At 72.0% G+C, this 19,894-nt stretch carries 18 protein-coding genes; 11 read left to right on the top strand and 7 right to left on the bottom strand.

Features of this window, described 5'->3' with window-relative positions:
* Positions 1–151: 151 nt before the first annotated feature.
* Positions 152–1,909, bottom strand: coding sequence for a histidine ammonia-lyase (hutH, locus tag ACIODU_RS30455; RefSeq protein WP_401771706.1), 1,758 nt, complete (start codon positions 1,907–1,909; stop codon positions 152–154).
* A gap of 140 nt (positions 1,910–2,049) precedes the next feature.
* Here hutH and ACIODU_RS30460 point away from each other — a divergent pair, with 140 nt between their 5' ends.
* The gene (locus ACIODU_RS30460) at positions 2,050–2,784 is read left to right on the top strand and encodes a YoaK family protein (RefSeq protein ID WP_401771708.1); all 735 of its coding nucleotides are present in this window, start codon (positions 2,050–2,052) and stop codon (positions 2,782–2,784) included.
* A 44-nt stretch (positions 2,785–2,828) separates the two neighbouring features.
* Here the strand turns inward: ACIODU_RS30460 and ACIODU_RS30465 are convergent, their stop codons facing one another.
* A complete protein-coding gene (locus ACIODU_RS30465) occupies positions 2,829–3,284 on the bottom strand; it encodes a PAS domain-containing protein (RefSeq protein ID WP_401771711.1) in 456 nt (151 codons plus the stop codon).
* Positions 3,285–3,414: 130 nt separating this feature from the next.
* On the opposite strand from ACIODU_RS30465, the gene ACIODU_RS30470 reads away from it, so the two are divergent.
* Positions 3,415–3,837, top strand: coding sequence for an ACT domain-containing protein (locus ACIODU_RS30470; RefSeq protein ID WP_401771714.1), 423 nt, complete (start codon positions 3,415–3,417; stop codon positions 3,835–3,837).
* Positions 3,838–3,895: 58 nt separating this feature from the next.
* On the opposite strand, the gene ACIODU_RS30475 is transcribed toward ACIODU_RS30470, so the two are convergent.
* Complete coding sequence (locus ACIODU_RS30475; protein ID WP_401771716.1) at positions 3,896–6,442, bottom strand: SpoIIE family protein phosphatase; 2,547 nt, start codon at positions 6,440–6,442, stop codon at positions 3,896–3,898.
* 245 nt (positions 6,443–6,687) lie between these two features.
* On the opposite strand from ACIODU_RS30475, the gene ACIODU_RS30480 reads away from it, so the two are divergent.
* On the top strand, positions 6,688–7,059 hold the full coding sequence (locus ACIODU_RS30480; RefSeq protein ID WP_401771719.1) for a hypothetical protein: 372 nt from the start codon (positions 6,688–6,690) through the stop codon (positions 7,057–7,059).
* A gap of 205 nt (positions 7,060–7,264) precedes the next feature.
* On the opposite strand, the gene ACIODU_RS30485 is transcribed toward ACIODU_RS30480, so the two are convergent.
* Positions 7,265–8,308 carry a helix-turn-helix transcriptional regulator gene (locus ACIODU_RS30485; RefSeq protein WP_401771721.1) on the bottom strand — a complete coding sequence of 348 codons (1,044 nt, stop codon included), beginning with the start codon at positions 8,306–8,308 and terminating at the stop codon, positions 7,265–7,267.
* Positions 8,309–8,438: 130 nt separating this feature from the next.
* On the opposite strand from ACIODU_RS30485, the gene ACIODU_RS30490 reads away from it, so the two are divergent.
* The 3 genes from ACIODU_RS30490 to ACIODU_RS30500 all read left to right on the top strand — a co-directional run bounded on the left by ACIODU_RS30490 (position 8,439) and on the right by ACIODU_RS30500 (position 11,051).
* On the top strand, positions 8,439–9,284 hold the full coding sequence (locus ACIODU_RS30490; protein WP_401771724.1) for an NAD(P)H-binding protein: 846 nt from the start codon (positions 8,439–8,441) through the stop codon (positions 9,282–9,284).
* 154 nt (positions 9,285–9,438) lie between these two features.
* Entirely contained in the window at positions 9,439–9,897 is a 459-nt protein-coding gene (locus ACIODU_RS30495) for a VOC family protein (RefSeq protein ID WP_356429132.1), read from the top strand.
* Positions 9,898–10,055: 158 nt separating this feature from the next.
* Positions 10,056–11,051 carry a zinc-binding alcohol dehydrogenase family protein gene (locus tag ACIODU_RS30500; protein WP_401771727.1) on the top strand — a complete coding sequence of 332 codons (996 nt, stop codon included), beginning with the start codon at positions 10,056–10,058 and terminating at the stop codon, positions 11,049–11,051.
* Between the two features lie 49 nt (positions 11,052–11,100).
* Here ACIODU_RS30500 and ACIODU_RS30505 read toward each other — a convergent pair whose 3' ends face one another.
* Positions 11,101–11,796 (bottom strand): CGNR zinc finger domain-containing protein, encoded by a 696-nt coding sequence (locus ACIODU_RS30505; RefSeq protein WP_401771729.1) that lies wholly within the window; start codon positions 11,794–11,796, stop codon positions 11,101–11,103.
* A 336-nt stretch (positions 11,797–12,132) separates the two neighbouring features.
* Here ACIODU_RS30505 and ACIODU_RS30510 point away from each other — a divergent pair, with 336 nt between their 5' ends.
* Positions 12,133–13,797, top strand: a complete 1,665-nt coding sequence (locus ACIODU_RS30510; protein ID WP_401771732.1) for an ABC-F family ATP-binding cassette domain-containing protein — start codon at positions 12,133–12,135, stop codon at positions 13,795–13,797.
* Between the two features lie 97 nt (positions 13,798–13,894).
* On the opposite strand, the gene ACIODU_RS30515 is transcribed toward ACIODU_RS30510, so the two are convergent.
* Complete coding sequence (locus ACIODU_RS30515; RefSeq protein WP_356429120.1) at positions 13,895–14,389, bottom strand: hypothetical protein; 495 nt, start codon at positions 14,387–14,389, stop codon at positions 13,895–13,897.
* Between the two features lie 229 nt (positions 14,390–14,618).
* On the opposite strand from ACIODU_RS30515, the gene ACIODU_RS30520 reads away from it, so the two are divergent.
* Positions 14,619–15,539, top strand: coding sequence for an aminoglycoside phosphotransferase family protein (locus ACIODU_RS30520; protein ID WP_401771734.1), 921 nt, complete (start codon positions 14,619–14,621; stop codon positions 15,537–15,539).
* A 24-nt stretch (positions 15,540–15,563) separates the two neighbouring features.
* Here the strand turns inward: ACIODU_RS30520 and ACIODU_RS30525 are convergent, their stop codons facing one another.
* A complete protein-coding gene (locus ACIODU_RS30525; protein ID WP_401771736.1) occupies positions 15,564–16,604 on the bottom strand; it encodes a LacI family DNA-binding transcriptional regulator in 1,041 nt (346 codons plus the stop codon).
* Between the two features lie 140 nt (positions 16,605–16,744).
* Here ACIODU_RS30525 and ACIODU_RS30530 point away from each other — a divergent pair, with 140 nt between their 5' ends.
* Genes ACIODU_RS30530 through ACIODU_RS30540 form a run of 3 tightly spaced genes read left to right on the top strand, consistent with a single transcriptional unit; the run spans position 16,745 to position 19,815 of the window.
* The gene (locus ACIODU_RS30530; RefSeq protein WP_401771739.1) at positions 16,745–18,043 is read left to right on the top strand and encodes an ABC transporter substrate-binding protein; all 1,299 of its coding nucleotides are present in this window, start codon (positions 16,745–16,747) and stop codon (positions 18,041–18,043) included.
* Between the two features lie 15 nt (positions 18,044–18,058).
* A complete protein-coding gene (locus tag ACIODU_RS30535) occupies positions 18,059–19,000 on the top strand; it encodes a carbohydrate ABC transporter permease (RefSeq protein WP_401771741.1) in 942 nt (313 codons plus the stop codon).
* Complete coding sequence (locus ACIODU_RS30540; protein ID WP_401771744.1) at positions 18,997–19,815, top strand: carbohydrate ABC transporter permease; 819 nt, start codon at positions 18,997–18,999, stop codon at positions 19,813–19,815. Before ACIODU_RS30535 ends, ACIODU_RS30540 begins: the two co-directional genes overlap by 4 nt.
* Positions 19,816–19,894 lie beyond the last annotated feature (79 nt).

Consider the following 19,894-nt stretch of genomic DNA (forward strand, 5'->3'; position numbering starts at 1 on the left):
GCCCGCCACGGCGTGCGACACCGGTGGGCGTTCGAATGATCGCCCCCGAAAGGACCCCGGCCGTCGTCCGTCCGGGTGAAGCGAGGGCGCCGGCGGCCGGCGCCCCGCCGTCACATGCGCGGTGGGTCCCGTCAGATCCCGTCAGATCCCGTCAGATCCCGTCGGGACGCAGCGCGCCCGCACCGACCAGGGCGTTGGCCTTCCGCACGTCCGGTGTCATCCACCGGTCCTCGCCCAGCACCTCCACGGCCTGCCGGAAGCGCTGGTGGAGCGCGTCGGTCGCCTTGGCCGGGTGCAGCGGTCCCATCGAGGGGCGCGCCAGATCGATTCCCTGGGCGGCCAGCAGGAATTGCACGGCCAGGACCGTCTCCGCCCGGACGAGGTTGTCGTCCAGGTTGCGCACCGACGCCATCGCCATCGTGTTGTGGTCCTCCTGCCCGAACTTCTCCGGCCGCGACAGCACCCCGGCCGGCATCGCCCGCGTCTGCATCTCCGGGATCAGCGCCGCGCCCACCGTCTGGACCTGCACCATCCCCGAGTTGAGACCGACCGGCGGCGCCGCCAGGTTGTCCGGCAGGCCGTAACTCCACTTCGAGGCGATCAGCCGTCCGGACAGTTCATGGCTGAGCACCGACACATCTGTGACCTGCGCGTTGAGGGTGTCGATCGCGTGCCCGATCTGCGCGCCGTCCCAGTTCCCGCCCATCACGAACTCGTACCCGCCGCCGTCGCTGCGGAACAGGAGGGGGTTCGATGTGGACGCGTTGGCCTCGCGCGTGATGATCGTGTCCGCCTCGTCGAGCGTCTGGCGGAGCGTCGCGGCGATGTGCGGGGCTGCCCGTACGGAGACCGCGTCCTGCACCCGGGCCGACGTCTCCCCGAACTGCTTCCTGCCCCTCTCCGTCATCCACTCGCTGTCCGCCGTCAGGGCCCGCAGCTTGGCGGCCTCCCGCTCCTCGGCGGGGATCCGCCGCTCCGCGTGGGTCCGCGCGTCCAGGGAACCCGCCTCCGCCCGGGTGGCCTCCAGGAACAGGGCGAACGCCCCCAGGAACTGGTCGAGGAAGGACTCCGCCCGGTACGTGGCCGCCACGTACCGGGCCGTCAGCACCCCGCTGCCGCTGATCAGCGGCAGCGCCTCGCCCGCCTCCAGCTCGAACGTACGCGGCAGCCCCGCCTCGGCGAGGACGTCGCCCGCCGGCTTCTCCTGGCCGCCGCGCAGCCGGGCCGTCGCCCCCTCCCCGGTCAGCACCAGCCCGGCCGCCGCCATCGGCTGGAGGTCGCCGGTGCCGAGCGACCCGACGGACGGCATGACCGGGGTCACCCCCGCGTTCACCAGGGCCAGCATGCGCCGCACCATCTCGGGGCGGACGCCCATGTGCGCGCGGGCCATGGCGTTCGCCCGCAGCACCAGCGCGAGGCGGGCCACGCCTGCGGACAGCTCACTGCCCGTGCCCGCCGCGTGGGAGTGGAGGATACGGCGCTGGAAGTCGCGCTGCTCCTCGTCCGACAGCGGATGGTCCTTGAGCGGGCCGAGGGCCTGGTTCCAGCCGTAGACGCGCTGACCGGCCTTGAGGGCGTCGAGCGCGCCCGCCCGGGCGTCGCGCATCCGGCCGGCCGCCGCGTCCGACAGCCGCACCGCTCCGGCCGTCCCGCGCAGCACCGCTCTCATCTGGGGGACCGTCAGGCGGTTGCCGTCCAGGGTGATGGTCGCGGCGGCCCGCGCTGCCGGGGCCGCGGCGGCGCGCACCGGGCCGGCCACCACGGGGCCCGCGGAGCCGGGGACCAGGACGACCAGGGCGGCCGTCGTGGCGGCGGCCCAGATCCGGAGGCGGGGGGCACGGCCGCGCCGGTGCCGTACGCGGACGGACGCGAGGAACTCGCGGAATGGTTCCGAGGAGGAAAGGATCACGTTTCTGTGTTCGGCAGACCGCCGGATTTCCTCAAAGAAGTCCTACAAACGGGGCTTACGTACTGGACAGACCGTCACGAACTTCCCAGACTTCCCCTGGCGGCTCCCCGGCCGCCACCCGCGATCGAGGGAGCGTGCTGGTGCCGGTCATCCTGCGGGACGCGTGGTCGACCCTGGTGCCGGGGCGTGACGTCAAGCACGGCCCGCTGCCTCCGATGCTGGTGGGGCTCACGGTCGTCACCGGCCTGGTCGACGCGTTCAGTTACCTCGTCCTCGGCCACGTCTTCGTGGCGAACATGACGGGCAACGTCGTCTTCATGGCCTTCGCCGTCCTCGGCGCGTCCGGATTCTCCGTCGCCGCCTCCGCCACCGCCCTGGGCGCGTTCCTGCTCGGCGCGCTGGCCGGCGGGCGGCTCGTCCACCAGGTCCGTCGGCACCGCGGGAAGATGCTGTACGGGGCACTCGGCACGGAGGCCGTACTCGTCCTGGCCTCCTATCTCACCGCCGAGTTGGCCGACTCCCCGTCCTCGGGCGGCGCCCGCTACGCGCTGATCGTGCTCCTCGGCGTGGCGATGGGGGTGCAGAACGCGGTCGCGCGGGCGCTGGCGGTCCCCGACCTGACCACCACGGTCCTCACCCTCACGCTCACCGGGATGGCCGCGGACAGCCGGCCGGCGGGCGGTGCCGGCGGCAGGATCGGCAGGCGCTCCCTGTCGGCGGTGTCCCTGTTCCTGGGTGCTCTGATCGGCGCGGCCGCGGTGTTGCACACCGATGACGCGGTGCCGCTGCTGATCGGCGGGCTGTTGCTGGCGCTCGCGTTCCTGGCGGCGTTCTCACTGCCGCGCGCCACGGCGCGGTGGGTCGGGGGTGCGTAACGGTCCCTCGGCCGCTCGGCCGCTCGGCCGGCGGTCCGACCCGGTCAGGGCGCGGGGGTCGCGGTCTCTGTCGTCGGCGTGGCCGCGAGGAGCCGCCGACGCGTCTCCTTCTCCTGCGCCCGACGGGCCGTGACATCGCGGATGACGGCTCCGACATGGCCGGCGGTCCCGTCGGCGTCGGTCAGCAGCACCACGCTGAACTCGATCGACACCGTGCTGCCGTCGGCGGTCAGGGCGGGTACGGCGAGGAGGTCGTCGTCCCCGTACTTGCTGGTCCCGGAGGCCATCGCGGCCACAAAGCCGTCCCAATGGCGTTGCCGGTGCTTCTCGGGGATGATCACGTCCAGGCTGCGGCCGTCGACCTCGGCGGCCGCGTACCCGAAGATCCGCTCGGCGCCCCGGTTCCAGTACCGGATCAGACCCTCACGGTCGATGATCACGATGCCGTCGGGGGCCTGGGCCGCCATTCCCAGTACGACGCCGGGGTCCAGGTCTTCCATGTCGCCTCCGAGAAAGAGCATTCCGTTGGGTCGTGGACGCGGATCCTGATCGCGAGTGTATACAGTCGACGACGCTTCCGGCGAGACCCGGTGCCGGTCCCGGCCCCGGCGCGTGCCTAGGGTGGTGATCATGAGCGGTGAGAAGGATCTGCGGGTCCTGCTGAGCGGTATGCGCCCCGAACTGAACCCCGGACGCTACGTCTTCACGACTGTCGGGGGCCCCGCCGGGGCCGACGGCCCGGCCGGGATCCCCGCCGGCGTGACGCCGGTGGTGACGGTCGCCGAACGGGAGGGGCTGACGCTGGTGGCCCGCCTGGAGGAGGCGGACGCGGCGGGACTTCCGTACGACTACGTAGCGGGGTGGATCACCCTGCGCGTGCACTCGGCCCTGGAGGCGGTCGGCCTGACGGCCGCGGTCGCCCAGGAGCTTGCCTCGGCGGGCGTCAGCTGCAATGTCGTCGCCGGTTTCCATCACGACCACTTGTTCGTCCCGTATGAGAGAGCCGCCGAGGCGGTGGCGCTTCTGGAGGACCTGGCGGGGCGGTCGGGCTGACTTCCGCGTTGTGGCCGCCGCGTCTCCCCCCCCGTGTCCCGTACTCCCTTGTCCGCTCTCAGGAGCCGGGCGGCAGCTCCAGCTCCGCCCAGACGATCTTTCCGTCGGGCGTGAGGCGGCTGCCCCAGCGGTCGGCCAGCGAGGAGACGACCAGCAGCCCCCAGCCGCCCTCGCCGAGCGCCCGCGGGCGGCGCAGGCGGGGCGTGCTGTTGTCGGCGTCGGAGACCTCGCACACCAGCGAGCTGTGCCGGATCAGGCGGAGCCGCACGGGCCCCGCGCCGTGCCGCAGGGCGTTGGTCACCAGCTCGCTCACGATGAGTTCCACCGTACCGACCAGGTGGTCCAGACCCCACGCCGCGAGTCGGCCCGCAGCGTAGGAGCGCGCCTCGGCGACGGTGGTGGGGTCACGGCGCAGGTCGCACGAGGCGACCTGGTCGGGGCCGAGTGCGCGGGTACGGGCCAGCAGGAGGGCCACGTCGTCCTCCGAGGGCGCCGTTGTCAGCGCACGTGCTGAAGCGGGGCCTGAAGCCGGGCCGCCGGAAGCGGCACCGTCTAGAGCCGCGTCGGCGACCCGGGGGGTGTGTGCCGTCATGGTGGCGACCACCTCGGCGCAGAGATCCTCCAGCGACGTCCCGGTCCGGGACAGGGCTGCCCCCAACCGTTCCAGCCCGGTGTCGATGTCTGCCTCCCGGCTCTCCACGAGCCCGTCGGAGTAGAGGGCGATCACACTCCCGGGCTCCAGTGCCAGCTCGACGGACTCGAAGGGCGCCAGACCGAGGCCGATCGGTGTTCCCGGGGGCAGGTCGGGGAACGTGACCCGGCCGTCCGGGCTCACGATCGCGGGCGGCGGGTGCCCGGCCCGCGCCACGGTGCAACACCGGCCGACGGGGTCGTAGACGGCGTACACGCACGTACCGCCCATGACCGGGGCGGTGAAGTTCTGGTTCCCGGCGTCTCCTTCGGTCAGGTGGACGACCAACTCGTCCAGATGGGCGAGCAGTTCGTCGGGCGGCAGGTCCATGTCCGCCAGCGTCCGTACGGCCGTGCGGAGTTGGCCCATCGTCGCGGCGGCGGCGAGGCCGTGCCCGACGACGTCACCGACCACCAGGGCGACCCGGGCGCCCGGCAGGGGGATCACGTCGAACCAGTCCCCGCCCACTCCCTCGCGCATGTCGGTGGGCAGGTAGCGGGACGCGATCTCGACGGCGCTGCCGCCCGAGAGGTAGTGGGGGAGCAGGCTGCGTTGCAGCGCGAGCGCGGCCGTCCGTTCCCGGGTGTAGCGGCGCGCGTTGTCCAGGCTGAGCGAGGCGCGGGCGCCGAGATCCTCGGCCAGGAGGAGATCGTCCCTGGTGAACGGGGCGAGGTTCTCCGTACGGACGAAGACGGCGACGCCCAGCACCGTCCCGCGTGCCTGGAGCGGGACGATGATCAGGGAGTGCATGCCGGTCGCCGCGATGGCCCGCGCGCGGTCCGGGTCGTGGTCGAGCCAGGTGCCGGGGGAGGTGTCCAGTACCGGTTCGAAGTGGGACGTCCTGGACGCCAGCACGTTGGTGAACGGTGAGGACGGAGGGACGAACACCGCTTCCCCCACCGGCCACAGGGACTCGGGCAGCGCGGAATGGATGGAGGCCACACCCGCCCGCCGGAAGACGGGAATGCTCTGCGCGGTGGCCGCGAGCCTGCCGAGGGGTTCGTTGCCGAGGGGTACGGAGTCGGCGAGGTCGACGGTGACGTAGTCGGCGAGGAGCGGCACGGAGACGTCGGCCAGCTCCTGCGCGGTGTTGATCACGTCGAGTGTCGTGCCGATGCGGGTGCCGGCCTCGCTGAGGACGGCGAGCCGCTCTCTCGCCCCACTGCCGCTGATGTCCACGGACATGGCGCACACGCCCAGGGGCCGGCCGTCCTCCCCGTCGAGCCGGAAGTAGGAGCAGGAGTAGGCCCGCTGCTCCGGCCGGCCCGGCGCGATCCACTGGTAGGCGTGGTCGACCACCGGGGCGCCGCTGTCGAGGACACGTACCATCGCCGCTTCGACCGCCTCCGCCTCGCTGCCGGGGTGTGTCTCGGTGACGCGCCGTCCCATCCGCTGCCGGCGCGGGGCGCCGTCCTGCCGCTCCGCCGTACCGTTCAGCCAGACACACCGCAGATCGAGGTCCCAGAACGACAGGCCGATCGGCGCGCGGGCGAGGAGGGCGGCCTGCGTCGCGGCCTCGGCGGCGGGGGAGGAAGGGGTCCCGGACAGCTCGGCGGCCGACAGGAACCAGTCGGTCCCGCCGTTCTCCGCGGACATGGGGGACGCGTGGCAGATCATCCTGACCCCGTGGCCCTCGCCGTGACGGACCTCGATCATCCCGGTCCACGGCTCCCCGTCCCGGGCGCGCGCCGACCAGGTCTCCGCAGCGGGCGCGTCACCGGCGGACATCAGCAGGCGCCCGGCCGGCCGTCCCACGACGTCACCGGCCGGGCGGCCGACCATGTCCTCGGCGGCCCTGGTCCACCCGGCGACGGTCCCGTCCGCCCGGATCACACCGACCACCACGAACGGCCCGACCTCCGGGCCGCCCGCTCCCCGCCCACTCCCGGGGGCCATCCCGCCGAGATCTGCCATTACCTGCATCCCATCGACGCGCGTCTGTCGCTTTTGCGGCATTTCATTCAGCGTTTCATACCCGGCGCGGGGGCCAAAATAGGTGCCGTGGCCACGCATCCCGGCCTCATCAGGCCCCGGCCGGACATAACGGCCGCCATGGTCTTCTCCTGCGCGAAGTGCGGAGCGGAGCTTGCCACGGAGCTGGATGCACTGCCCGCAGTCCTTGGCAGGCTCCTGCGGGAGCGGGATCGCGACAGGAGGACGTGGCCGGCGCCCTCGACGGTGCCGCGTGGCCGGTACGCCATTTCGACCCGAAGCCTTGGGCTGCGCCGTACGAACCCGCCGGGAGCGGCGAGGAGACCGCGTCCGGCGGCCGGGCCCTGCCTCTGCCGCCGGGCATGACGGGGATGGTCTTCGCCGGACCGCGGAACACGGCGATCGTGCACCCGGACGACGGGCCCGGCCTGCGGGAGGCGAGGGAGCGCGATGAGCACGGGGGCGCTGCGGCCCGCTGGGCACGGGGGGACGCACTATGGCGCAGCTGCGGGACGCTCGTCGCGACCCTTGTGGCCGACTGCATGGGCCCGTACGAGCTGCACCTCGATCCCGTGCGCGTGTATGCCTTCGACGCGTAGACGGAGATCCGTCCCCGCCCGTCGCACCCCGCCATCGCGCTTCCGGGGCGCGCTGTCGAGCGGCGCGTGCGGCGTTCTCCCGTGGCGGGTGGCCGTACCGGTCAGGTGGCCGATGGCAGTTCCTCCGCCGCCCGGCCCCTCGCCGTCGTGAGTCGGCGGTCGTCGCACTCTCCGTCCGTACGGCACCGCTCCCGGCCGCCGCCGTTCACTCGACCGACGCGGCGGCTGCGGGTGAGTCGGCGGCAGCGGTGGGCCGTTGCCGCGCAGGGGCGTTGCTCTCGTCGTCCGTTGCCGCCGGTCGCCCGTAGACGGCCGCGAGTTCCGCCGCCAGGGCTGCCAGCCGCTCCCTGGCCTCGGGCGGGGCCAGCACCTCGACGCGTGCCCCGAGCCCGGCGAGTTGCGCCGCGACCACCTCCGCCGACGGCCCGTCGATCTCCACCCCCACCCACCCCTCGGCAAGGGGCGCGCCCACCCGCAGCCGGTCGCCGAACAGCCGTTCCAACAGCGGCCCGGCGTCCGCCTCGGCCCGGGCCCGTACGGTCACGGCGTGCATCCGGTCCTCCATCCGCGCGGCGAGGGAGCGCCACGCCGTGGCGAGATCGAAGCCGGCCGGCCGGACGACGGGATCGCCCGTCGCGGCGACGGACGTGACACGGCTGAGCCGGAAGGTCCGCAGGCCCCGGACGGTGCCCGCGACCAGGTACTCGACCCCGGCCTTGGACGCGAGCCCCAGCGGATCGACCGTCCGCTCTCCGGCGGGCCTGCCGGGTCCGGCGTACCCGAGCCGTACCCGTACCCCGTCCACCACCGCGTTCCTGAGCACGTCGAGGTGCGGACCTCCCGCCGTGACAGTGGTACGCGACCAGTCCGTCCCGTCGGTGACACTCGCGCGCGACGCGGCCTCGGCGTCGCGCCGGAAGGGCGCCGGCAGGGCCTGCACCAACTTGCGCAGGGCGGTGCGCAGTTCAGGGGTGGCCGACGAGGGTCCCGTCAGGAGGAACAGCGCCCGGATCTCGTCGGCGGTCAGCCCGCTGAGATTCGTCCGCGCGCCGCCGACCAGCGCCCAGCCGCCGCCCCGGCCGCGCCGCGAGTAGACGGGAACGCCGGCCGTCGCCAGCGCCTCCAGGTCGCGCCGCGCCGTACGTTCCGACACTTCCAGTTCCGCGGCCACCTCCGCGACGGTCGCCCGTCCCGACGCCTGAAGGAACAGCAGCGTCGCCACCAGCCTGTCCGCTCTCACGCGGGCCATTCTCTTCCGGAAAGTGGCCAGGAGGTGGCCAGTTCAGCTTCCAGGATGAGGGGCATGACCGGGCGGGCCGGACAGAGACCCCCCGCGGAAACGCACGCGCGGAGACGCGCAGAGACCCATGGAGCTGAACATGATCGTGGTAACCGGAGCGACCGGCAACGTCGGACGCCCCCTCGTCCAGGCACTCGCGGCGGCCGGCGAGAAGGTGACGGCCGTGTCCCGGAACCTGCCGGGCGAACCCCTGCCGGAGGGGGTACGGCACCGGAAGGCGGACCTGGCCGACCCGGAGACCCTTCGGCCCGCTGTCGACGGCGCTGACGCCCTGTTCCTGCACGACGGCGGCCCCGGTGCGTACCTGCTGAGCCCGCGGGACCTCGTCGACGTCGCGAAGGCCGGGGGAGTGGGCCGGATCGTACTGCTGTCCTCGCAGGCCGTCGCGACCCGGCCCGCGTCCGAGTCCCACGGGCGTACGGGACGGTCCTTCGAGGAGGCGGTCCGGCGGTCGGGCACGGACTGGACGATCCTGCGGCCGACCGGCTTCCACTCCAACGCGTACGGCTGGGCCGAGGGTATCCGTACCCGCAGGACCGTCGCGGCGCCGTTCGGGGATGTCGGCCTGCCGACCGTCGACCCGGCCGACATCGCGGAGGTCGCCGCGGCGGCTCTGCGCTCCGACGAACACGCGGGGCAGGTGTACGAGTTGACCGGGCCCGCGCTCAACTCGCCCCGCCGGCGGGCCCATGCCATCGGGGAGGCGCTGGGCGAGCCGATCCGGTTCGTCGAGCAGACCCGCGAGGAGGCCCGCGCGCAGATGTTGGCGTTCATGCCCGAGCCCCTGGTCGAGACGACACTCGACATCCTCGGCGCGCCCCACCCCGCCGAGCGACGGATCAGCCCCGACGTCGAACGGGTCCTGGGCCGGGCGCCCCGCGGCTTCGCCGAGTGGGCGGTACGGAACGTCGCGGCGTTCGGGTGAGCGGCCGGGGGAGCCGGCGGAACGGTCCGGCAAGACACCGTCCGGCAAGACACCCCTGGCCACGGTGCGACACTGAGGGAGTGAGCTTGTGGCCCGGCGAGACGCCGGGCGACGTGTCATGGACGTTCGCCACCTGAGTACAGGGGGTGCCATCATGCAGCCGCAGCCCGCCGATCTTCCCGCCCCGGACACGGGCCTCTACCTGACCCATTTCCTCACCGTCGGGGACGTGGCGCGCTCCCGGGCCTTCTACACGGACGTCCTGGGCGGCACCGTGGTGCTGGCGGAGAACCCGTGCATCGTGCGCCTCGCCAACGGCTGGATCATCATGAACCCCGGCGGTGGGCCCACACCTGACAAGCCCGACGTCACCCTGCGCGTGCCCGAGGACCCGAACACGGTCTCCAGCTTCCTCAACCTCCGCGTGGCGGACATCGACCGCTGCTACCGCGAGTGGGGTGCCAAAGGGGCGGAGTTCCTCACCCCGCCCATCGACAGGAAAGCGGAACTGCGCTGCTACCTCCGCGATCCGGACGGTTATCTCATCGAGGTCGGCCAGGCGACGGGACTCCTCACGGGGGACCTGGCCGACCCACCGGCCGGCACGAGCTGACTGCCCCCGCGCTACCCACTGTTCCCTGCTCACTGCCCGCCGCGTGATGCCCGAGGCCGAGCCGGCCGACGCGTCCGAGACAGGGCGACACCTGTTCAGGTAGTGTCGCTGTCGTCGATGATCGTGTCAGGCACCATGAGCGAGAGAGCGAGCAGCCGATGCGCGGAGTCGTAGTACGAGAGTTCGGTGGTCCGGAGCGGCTGGAACTCGCCGAACTCCCCGACCCGGCCCCGGGCCGGGGAGAGATCGTCATCGCGGTCGAAGCCGCCGGCGTCAACCGGGCCGACGCGCTCGCGCGCGCCGGGAAGTACCACCGCGCCGGCCGGCCCCCGCTGCGCCTGGGTCTCGAAGGCGCCGGAATCGTCGTGGCGGTCGCCGACGACGTCACCGAAGTGGCCGTCGGCCGGCGCGTCCTGGCCTTCGGGGCGACCAACGAACCGGGTTTCTACGCCGAGCGGGTCGCCGTTCCGGTCGCGCAGACCGTGCTCGTTCCGGACGAGGTCGACAGCCTCAGCGCCGCCGCCCTGCCCACCGCGTGGCTGTCCGCCTGGTACACCCTGCGAACGCTGGCCCGCCTGGACGCCGGTGAGACCGTCCTCGTCCACGCGGCCGCGAGCGGTGTCGGCAGCGCGGCCGTACAGATCGCCGTGGACGCGGGAGCGACGGTGATCGCCACGGCCGGATCCCCCGAGAAGCGGGAGTGGGTCGAGTCCCTCGGGGCGCACCACGTCCTGGACTCGCGGGGCCCGTCCTCCGCCGAACGGGTCCAGCACGTGCTGGACCTGACCGGGGGCAAGGGCGCCGACGTCGTCCTGGACACGGTCGGCGGCGCCACCTTCGGCGAGAGCCTGCTGGCCGTCGGCAACGCGGGGCGGGTGATCGCCATGGCCAACGTGGCCCTCGAACCGAGCACCATCGACACCCGCGACTTCTACCCGAAGAACGCCCGTATCTTCGGCTTCCAGATCACCGCCCTCAGGGAGGGCGGCTACGACCCCCGCCCTGATCTGCGCGACCTGCTCGCGGGCCTCGCCCAGGGGCGGTTCAGCGTGCCCGTCGACGCTACCTACGACCTCGCCGACGCCGGGAAGGCGCACGCCCACCTGGAGGACCGCTCCATCCGCGGCAAGGTGCTGCTCACCGTACAAGAGTGATCATCGTACGGGGGGCGGTCGTCGCCGCACGCGGACGGAAGGCCGGAGGTCAGGTACGCCGAGCGGAACGCGAGCGGTAGCCCGCCACCTTGGCGAGATTCCCGCAGCGCTCCATGGAACACCAACGGCGGCGCCGAGCCTGGGAATCGTCCAGGAAGAGCAGGGTGCAGACGGGATTCTCACACTGCTTGACCCGTGCCAGGAGCGGGCTGCCCAGCAGGGTGACCGTGTCGCGTGCGACGGTGGACAGGGCGGCCCCCACGACGTCCCCGCCGGTCCACCCCGTGGCCGCCGCGGGTCCGCCGGGCGGTGTCCAGGTCAGCCGCGGTACGAGATCGGGCGCGGCGGCGAAGGCGTTCACGAGCGCCACGTCCGCCGGGGCCGGTGTGCGCTCCTCCGGTACGGCGCGGATGAGCCGGTACGCCGACTCGCGCAGGCCACGGGCCCGTTCCAGGTCCGCGTCCGTCACCCGTACCGTCGTCGGCGGTGGCGTTCCCGCCGCACCGGGCGAGCCGGGCGGGGTGAGCCCGGACTCCGAGAACCACCGCACCAGGGACTCCGGGTCGGGCAGCCGCTCCAGGTCCAGGCTGCCGCGCCGTCCGAGGGTCGCCACGAAGTCCAGGCACGGCCGCCCGCCGACGAACACGAACGCGGGTGGCGCGTCGGTGGCCGCCGCGCCCCCCGCCGTACCGCCCGTGCCGCCTGCCGCGCTCCCCACCCTGTCTCCCACCTGTTCCGCCGCCATGGTGCGAGGCTACCTCCTGATTCCGGATCGACACCGGTTGAAGCGGTGGGGTGCGGGCCGGAGGGCGGCGGCGCGGCCCGCGCGGACGGCCTTCAATTCATTGAAAACGGAAGATCGCCCTTGTTAATCTGGTACGGATCCGAGCGATCCGAGTGATCGGACCAGGGAGAGCAGACATGGCGGGTGACGACGACATCTCCGGGTGAATCCCGGAAGTGAGAGGCCACCGGCAGCCGCGCACCGAGCGCCGCCACCGTGGCCGCTTTGTCGTCCCCCCTTCCCTGTCTCCCTGTCGGGCGGTCCCGACCCGCCCGCGTCACCCATGAGGGCTTCCGCATGTCCGACGCGTTCATCATCTGCTCGAACCTCTCCTTCTCCTGGCCCGACGACACCCCCGTCTTCCGGGACCTCTCCTTCAGCGTGGGAGGCGGCCGCACCGGCCTCGTCGCGCCGAACGGCGCCGGGAAGAGCACCCTGCTCAAACTGATCGCCGGCGAGTACCGGCCCAGCGGCGGTTCCGTCTCCGTCGACGGCGTGCTCGGCCACCTCCCGCAGAGCCTGCCGCTCGCCGGCGGCCTGACCGTGGCCGACGTCCTGGGCGTCGCGCCGGTGATCCGCGCACTCGACGCCATCGAGTCGGGGGACGCGCGCGAGGAGCACTTCACCACCATCGGCAACGACTGGGACATCGAGGAGCGCACCCGTGCCCAGCTCGACCGGCTCGGTCTCGGTGGCATCGCCCTCACCCGGCACCTGCGCACGCTCAGCGGCGGGCAGGTCGTCTCCCTCGGGCTGGCGGCGCAACTGCTCGGGCGGCCCGACGTCCTCCTGCTCGACGAACCGACCAACAACCTCGACCTGGACGCCCGCCGCAGGCTCTACGACGTGCTGGAGGACTGGACCGGCTGCCTGCTGGTGGTCAGCCACGACCGGGCATTGCTCGACCGGGTGGACCGTATCGCCGAACTCGACGGGGGCGAAGTCCGGTTCCACGGCGGGAACTTCACCGCGTACGAGCGAGCCGTACGCACCGCGCGCGAGGTCGCCGAGAAGAACATCCGCAGTGCGGAACAGGACGTCAAGCGGGAGAAGCGCGAGATGCAGCAGGCCCGCGAACGGGCCGAGCGCCGGGCGGGCAACGCCGCCCGCACCCTCAAGAGCGCCGGCCTGCCGAAGATCTTCGCCGGGACGATGAAACGCAACGCCCAGGAATCTGCCGGGAAGTCGAACGAAACACACGCCGCCCGGGTCGGCGACGCCCGGGCCCGCCTCGACGCGGCGGGCCGCGCACTGCGTGACGAACAGGCCATCGCGCTGGACCTGCCCGGTACGAACGTCCCCGCCGGGCGTACGGTCTTCCACGGCGAGCGGCTGCGGGTACGCCACGGAGACCGGGACCTGTTCTCCGCGCCGGGCGTCGACCTGGCGATCCGGGGCCCCGAGCGGATCGCTCTCACCGGCCCCAACGGCGCCGGAAAATCGACCCTGTTGCGCCTGATCAACGGTGAACCGGCGGGCGACGGTCCGGCGGACGACCCGGCGGTGGCGGGCGGCGGCACCCGGCGGGCCGACGGCCGGGTCGCGTACCTGTCCCAGCGCCTGGACCTGCTGGACCCCGACCGCACCGTGGCCGAGAACCTGGCCGCGTTCGCCCCCGCGATGCCCGAGGCGGAGCGGATGAACCTCCTGGCCCGCTTCCTGTTCCGGGGCCCCCGCATCCACCTCCCGGTGGTCGCACTCTCGGGTGGCGAGCGGCTGCGCGCCACGCTGGCATGCGTCCTGTACGCCGAACCGGCCCCGCGACTCCTGCTGTTGGACGAGCCGACCAACAACCTCGACCTCGTCAGCGTCGGGCAGTTGGAGGGGGCGCTCCACGCGTACGAGGGCGCGTTCGTCGTCGTGAGCCACGACGAGCGGTTCCTCGCGGAGATCGGGGTGAATCGCTGGCTGCGGCTCGGCGAGGGCCGGTTGCTGGAGACGGGGCCGCCCGAGGAACGGTGACGGGGACAAGACGGGTGTGCGGGCCCCCGGGGCCCACCGACGACGGCGCCGGCGCCGGCGCCGTCGTCGGTGGGCCGGCGGGCGGGGGCCTCGCGGGTCAGCCGCGCCAGATCTTGATGTAGTCGATGTCGTCGTTGAGCGTCGCACCCACCCAGGGCACGTCACCGGTGAAGCTGGCGTTGCCCCGGTCGCCCCGGGCGAAGGACTTGTTGCAGCCGCCGTCCACGAGATAGGAGGACAGGCGGCTCGACCACCAGGAGTTGGGGGAGAACGAGTACCCCGCGCTGTCACACGCCGCGCCGCCGTAGACATGGGTGTACTCGCCGCCGTAGTTGGCGTCCGTCGCCCAGGTCATCAGCTTGACGGAGGCGGCGGGCGCCGCGGCGACCGCTCGCCGCTCGGCCTGCGGGCCGGTGAAGCAGGTGTGCGAACGGGGCGTGGACGACTCCTCCCCCGGGCGGAGTTGGTCCAGGACCAGCAGGCAGTGCGTCGCGGAGGCCGGCTCCGCGTCGGCGGCGGAGACCGGGACGGTGAGGGCCGCCAGCGAGGCCGCGGCGGCGGCGAGCACGGATACGACACGTAGTGCTTTCACGATTCTCCCTTTCGAGATGCTTTCGGCGGAGATTGGCTACCCGGCGGGCATTTTCCGGAATCGCGCGTGGCGACCACTCGCCACCGAGCGGAGAACCGCCGCATGTCGTGGTTTTTTGTGGTGCTGCCGACCGTCAACCGACCGACGGCATGGCAGATTCGGCGTACGGACCCGGCGCAGGACGGGCCCCGACCCACGCGGGTGAGCGCACCCTAGCCGAGGAGGCTTCATGGACGCCGACACACCGCACGTCGCCAAGCTGCACGCCGACGAGCCGGACATCGACGCGCCTCTCGTACGACGCCTGCTCGCCGCGCAGTTCCCGCGCTGGGCGGACCTGCCGGTCGTACGGGTGGACAACGGGACGTCCAACGCCATGTACCGGCTGGGCGCCGACATGGTGGTGCGCCTTCCCCGTCGCGAGGCGGCCGCCGCCGACGTGGACAGGGAGCACCGGTGCCTGCCGCGGATCGCCCCCTCGGTCCCGTTCGCCGTACCCGTACCCCTCGGGAGAGGGAGGCCGGCGGGGGACTACCCGTGGCCCTGGTCCGTCTACCGGTGGCTGGAGGGGGAGACCCCGACCGCCGGCGGCGTCGACCGGGCCGGCCCGTTCGCGCGGGACCTGGCGGAGTTCGTCCGCGCCCTGCGGCGGATCGACCCCACCGACGGCCCGCCCTCCCACCGCGGCGAGCACCTGGCCGCGCGGGACTCCGCGACCCGCGCCGCGATCGGCGAGCTGCACGGCGTCATCGACGCGCGGGCGGCGACCGCCGTCTGGGAGGCGGCCCTGCGGGCACCCGAGTGGCGTGACCCGGCCGTCTGGATCCACGCGGACCTCCAGCCCGGGAACGTCCTGACGGCCCAGGGACGCCTCAGCGCCGTCATCGACTTCGGCTGCGTGGGCCTGGGCGATCCCGCCGTCGACCTGATCCCGGCCTGGTACCTGCTGGGCGGCGCGGCGCGAGACGTCTTCCGTGCCGCCGTGGAGGCGGACGACGCGGCCTGGTCGCGCGGTCGCGGCTGGGCGCTGTCGATCGCGCTGATGGAGGTCTCGTACTACCGGCACAGGGATCCGGTGATGCATGCCATCGGGCAGCACGTGATCAGTGAAGTGCTCGCCGGCCACGGGGAGGTCCAACCGTCCCGGTGATCGCCTCGCGGCCGTGCCGGACCGTTACGCGGACACCCCCGGGGAAGGTTCCGGGCGGACGGCCGCCGTGCTGTTCCTGACGACCAGTCTGGTCCCCAGTTCGATGCGCGCGTCCGTCTGATCCGTGTCCCGCAGCCGCAGCAGCATGCGCGCCGCCTCCTCGGCCATCTCCACGAGGGGCTGGTGGACGGTCGTCAGCGCGGGGCTCGACCACTGGGCGGGCGGGATGTCGTCGTACCCCACGACGGACAGGTCCTCCGGCACCTGGAGACCGAGGACCCGGGCCGCCTCCAGCACACCGAGGGCCTGGAGATCGCTGCCGGCGAAGATCGCGGTCGGGCGGTCGGGACGGCTCAGCAGATCCATCGCGTGGGTGTGACCGGAGCCCACGTGGAAGTCGCCGAACCGGATGAGCGCGGGATCCGCCTCCAGCCCCGCCATGCCCAGGGCGGAACGGAAACCGTCTAGGCGCGCGAGTGAGCAGATCATGTCCTCGGGGCCGGTGATGACGGCGATCCGGTGATGGCCCAGCTCGATGAGATGGCGGGTCGCGGCCAGCCCGCCCGCCCAGTTCGCCGAGCCCACCGACGGCACGTCCGGCTCGGGGTCACCGGCCGGATCGATGATGACGAACGGGATCGCCCGGGACCACAGCTTCTTCTTCAGCTCGTCGGGGAGCGTGGAGAAGACCAGCACCACCCCGAGCGGCCGGCGGCGCAGCACCCCTTCGACCCAGTCGGCCCCGGGGGAGTGCCGGGTGCCGGTCTCGGTGAGCACCACGCTCATCCCGGTGGCCTTGGCCACGTTCTGCACGCCCCTGATCAGCTCCATGGACCACGCGCTGTCCAGCTCGTGGAAGACGATCTCCAGCAGGGGTGCCTCCGGCGGTGTGGGGGCCGAGCGCCGGTACCCGTGTGCGTCGAGCAGTCCCTCGATCCTGACCCGCGTCGGAGCCGCGACGTCCGCGCGTCCGTTGAGGACCTTCGAAACTGTCGAAAGGGAAACCCCGGCTTGCGAAGCCACCTGGGCGAGGGTGACTCGGCCTGCACTCCTGTCTTCACGCATGGCCGAATGATAGGGCACCGCGGCTTGGTAACGGTTTGGTAGCGCACCGACCGCGCTGTTGACCGCTCCCTGCGGGCGTTCTACGGTCGCCCGCCAAGAGACTTTCGGCAATGCGGCCGATACTTTCGAGAGGTCATTCGATGAAGATACGCATACGACTCGCCCGGTGCGTGGCGAGCGGCGCGGCCCTCGCGATGGGTCTGTCCCTGACGGCCTGCGGTGACGGCGGCAGCGCCGGCGGGGCCCAGGAGTTCCACGTACTCGTCTACGGCGACGCGGCGAACAAGGTGGAGAAGGAGATCGTCGCGACCTTCAACAAGACCTCCGACGTCAAGGCCGTCCTCGACACCGTCCCCGGCGCCGACTACCAGCAGAAGCTCCAGACGGTCATCAACACCCCGCAGGCCCCCGACGTCTTCTTCAACTGGGGCGGGGGAAGCATCCAGCCCTTCGTCAAGGCCGGTCTTCTGCTGCCGCTCGACGACCTGATCAAGAAGGACCCCGGCCTCAAGGCGAACTTCCTGCCCTCGGTCTTCAACACGGCGGTCGTGGACGGCAAGGCGTACGGCGTGCCCATGCGCGGCACCCAGCCCGTCCTGCTCTTCAGCAACCGGGCGGTGCTCGCGGACGCGGGCGTCCAGCCCCCCGCGACCTGGGCCGACCTGCTCACGGCGGTGGACAGGCTCAAGGAGAAGGGCGTCACCCCGATCGCGCTGGGCGGCGGCGACCGGTGGCCCACCCTGATGTGGTTCGAGTACCTGTACGACCGGGTCGCGGGGCCCGGACTCTTCGAGAAGGCCCTGGCCGGCGACAAGGACGCCTGGGACAGCCCCGACAGCAGGAAGGCGCTGAGCATGCTCAAGGAGCTGATCGACGCCAAGGCCTTCGGGACCAACTACGACTCGGTGAAGTTCACCGACGGCGGTTCCGCCGCCCTGCTCGCCAGTGGCAAGGCCGGGTTCGAGCTGATGGGCTCCTGGGAGTACTCGACCCAGCAGGACGCCAGCCCCGACTTCGCGAAGAAGGACCTCGGCTACGGAACCTTCCCCACGGTCGAGGGCGGCAAGGGCGACGCGGCCGGCATCGTCGGCAACACCAACAACTTCTACTCCGTCACCAAGAAGACCAAGCACGCCGACGCCATCGCGAAGTTCCTCAAACTGATGTACTCCGACGCGTTCGTCACCTCGCAGCTCTCCATCGGGAACCTCCCCACCACGACCAACACGGAGAAGCACCTCGCCGGCGCCGCCAACCCCGACTACCTCAAGTACCAGCTCGACCTGGTCAGCAAGGCCCCGTCGTTCCAGCTCTCCTGGGACCAGGCGTACGCCCCCGAGAACATGACCCCCATCTACCAGGCCGTCCAGGGGTTCTTCAACGGCGGCCTCGACGCCGACGGCTTCATCAAGGCCATGCAGGCCCTGACCACCGCGTAGAGGGCTGACCCGATCATGACCGCAACCACCTCCTCCCGGGTGCCCCGCGCCCGGGCCCTGCCCGGCCGGGGAGGGCGCCCGCCCGGCGTCGCCCGCCCCGGCATCGGCTGGGCCCTGCCCGCCACCCTGTTCTTCGTCCTGTTCGCCCTCGTGCCGCTCGTCCTCGTCGCGGTGCTCTCCTTCACCAGCTGGAGCGGTCTGGGCTCGCCCACGTTCGCGGGCCTCGACAACTGGACCAAGCTGTTCCACGACCCGGTCATGATCAAGAGTCTCTGGCTCAGCCTCCTGCTCACCGCGCTGGGCGTGGCGGTCCAGACACCCCTGAGCATCCTGCTCGGCGTCTGGGCGGCCGGGCCCCAGCGCAACCGCGCCGTCCTGTCCGCCGTCTTCTTCGTCCCGCTCCTGCTGTCCGCCACCGCGGTGTCCGTCCTGTGGCGCGCCCTGCTCGACCCCAACTTCGGCGTCCCCGCCCAGGCCCGCTGGCTCTTCGGCGACGGCAACCTCCTCGGATCACGGACCGGGGCGATCGGCGTCCTCGTCCTCGTCAGCACCTGGCAGTTCACCCCGCTCCACGCACTGATCTACCAGGGGGCCACGCGGGCGATACCGGCGGTCCTCTACCAGGCCGCCGCCATCGACGGGGCGGGGACCGTACGCCAGTTCTTCCACATCACCCTGCCGCAACTGCGCAACGCCATCATCACGTCGGTGATCCTCATGGTCGTCGGCGGTCTCACCACCTTCGACACCGTCCTGATCCTCACCCAGGGCGGACCGGGCACCGACACCACCATCACGGCCTTCTACATGTACCAAAAGGCCTTCAAGGGCTTCGACTTCGGGGCGGGCGCCGCGATCGCGCTGCTGCTCGTGATCGTGGCGACCCTCATCTCGCTGGTCGTGGTGCGTGTCTCCGGCTACGACAAGATGGCCGGCACAAAGGACGGACTCTCATGAGGCGCACCCCCAACTACCTCGCGGGCGCCGGTGCGTTGCTGTGGCTCTGCCTGGTCGGACTGCCGCTGTACGTGCTCCTCGGCGCCACCGTCCAGTCCCGCGCGGAGTACACGGCGGGCGGCCCCCTGTCCTTCCCGCGCGGCTTCAGTCTGTCCAACTACACGCAGGACTTCTCCAACGGCTTCGGCCGCTACTTCCTCAACACCGTCATCGTGACCACCAGCGTGGTGGTCATCGTGCTCCTCCTCGTGCCCCCGCTGGCCTTCTCGATCGTCCGCCACCGCGGCCGGTCGGGACCGCGTGTCTTCCGCCTCTTCCTCCTCGGGCTCGCCATCCCCGCGCAGGCGGTGATCGTCCCGATGTTCTACGTCATCAGCAAAGCCGGCCTCTACGACAACCTCATCGGTGTCATCCTGCCGACGGCCGCGTTCTGCCTGCCCGTCTGCGCGCTCATCCTCACCGGCACCATGCGCGACATCACCGACGAACTCTTCGAGGCCATGGCCATCGACGGCGCCGACACCCGCCGGGTGTTCTTCCAGCTCGTCGTCCCCCTGTCCAAGGGCGGACTGTCGACCATCGTGGTCTTCTCCGCCCTCCAGGCCTGGAACGGCTTCCTCTTCCCCCTGGTCCTCACCCAGTCCGAGAACACCAAGGTGCTCACCCTCGGGCTGTACAACTTCCAGACCCAGCACGGCATCGACATCCCCGGCCTGCTGGCCGCCGTGGTCCTCTCCACCGTTCCGGTCCTGCTCGTCTACCTGTTCGCCCGCCGCGCCCTGGTCCAGGGGCTCATGGGCGTCGGAGGAAAGTGATCCCCAACGTGACCACCGACACCCGCTCCGACAGTACAAATCCCGTTCCCCTCCCGCGAGTCGGCGCGTCCGACGCGTC

Origin of the sequence: Streptomyces sp. NPDC088261, from assembly GCF_044740805.1 — a bacterium.
Lineage (GTDB): Bacteria > Actinomycetota > Actinomycetes > Streptomycetales > Streptomycetaceae > Streptomyces.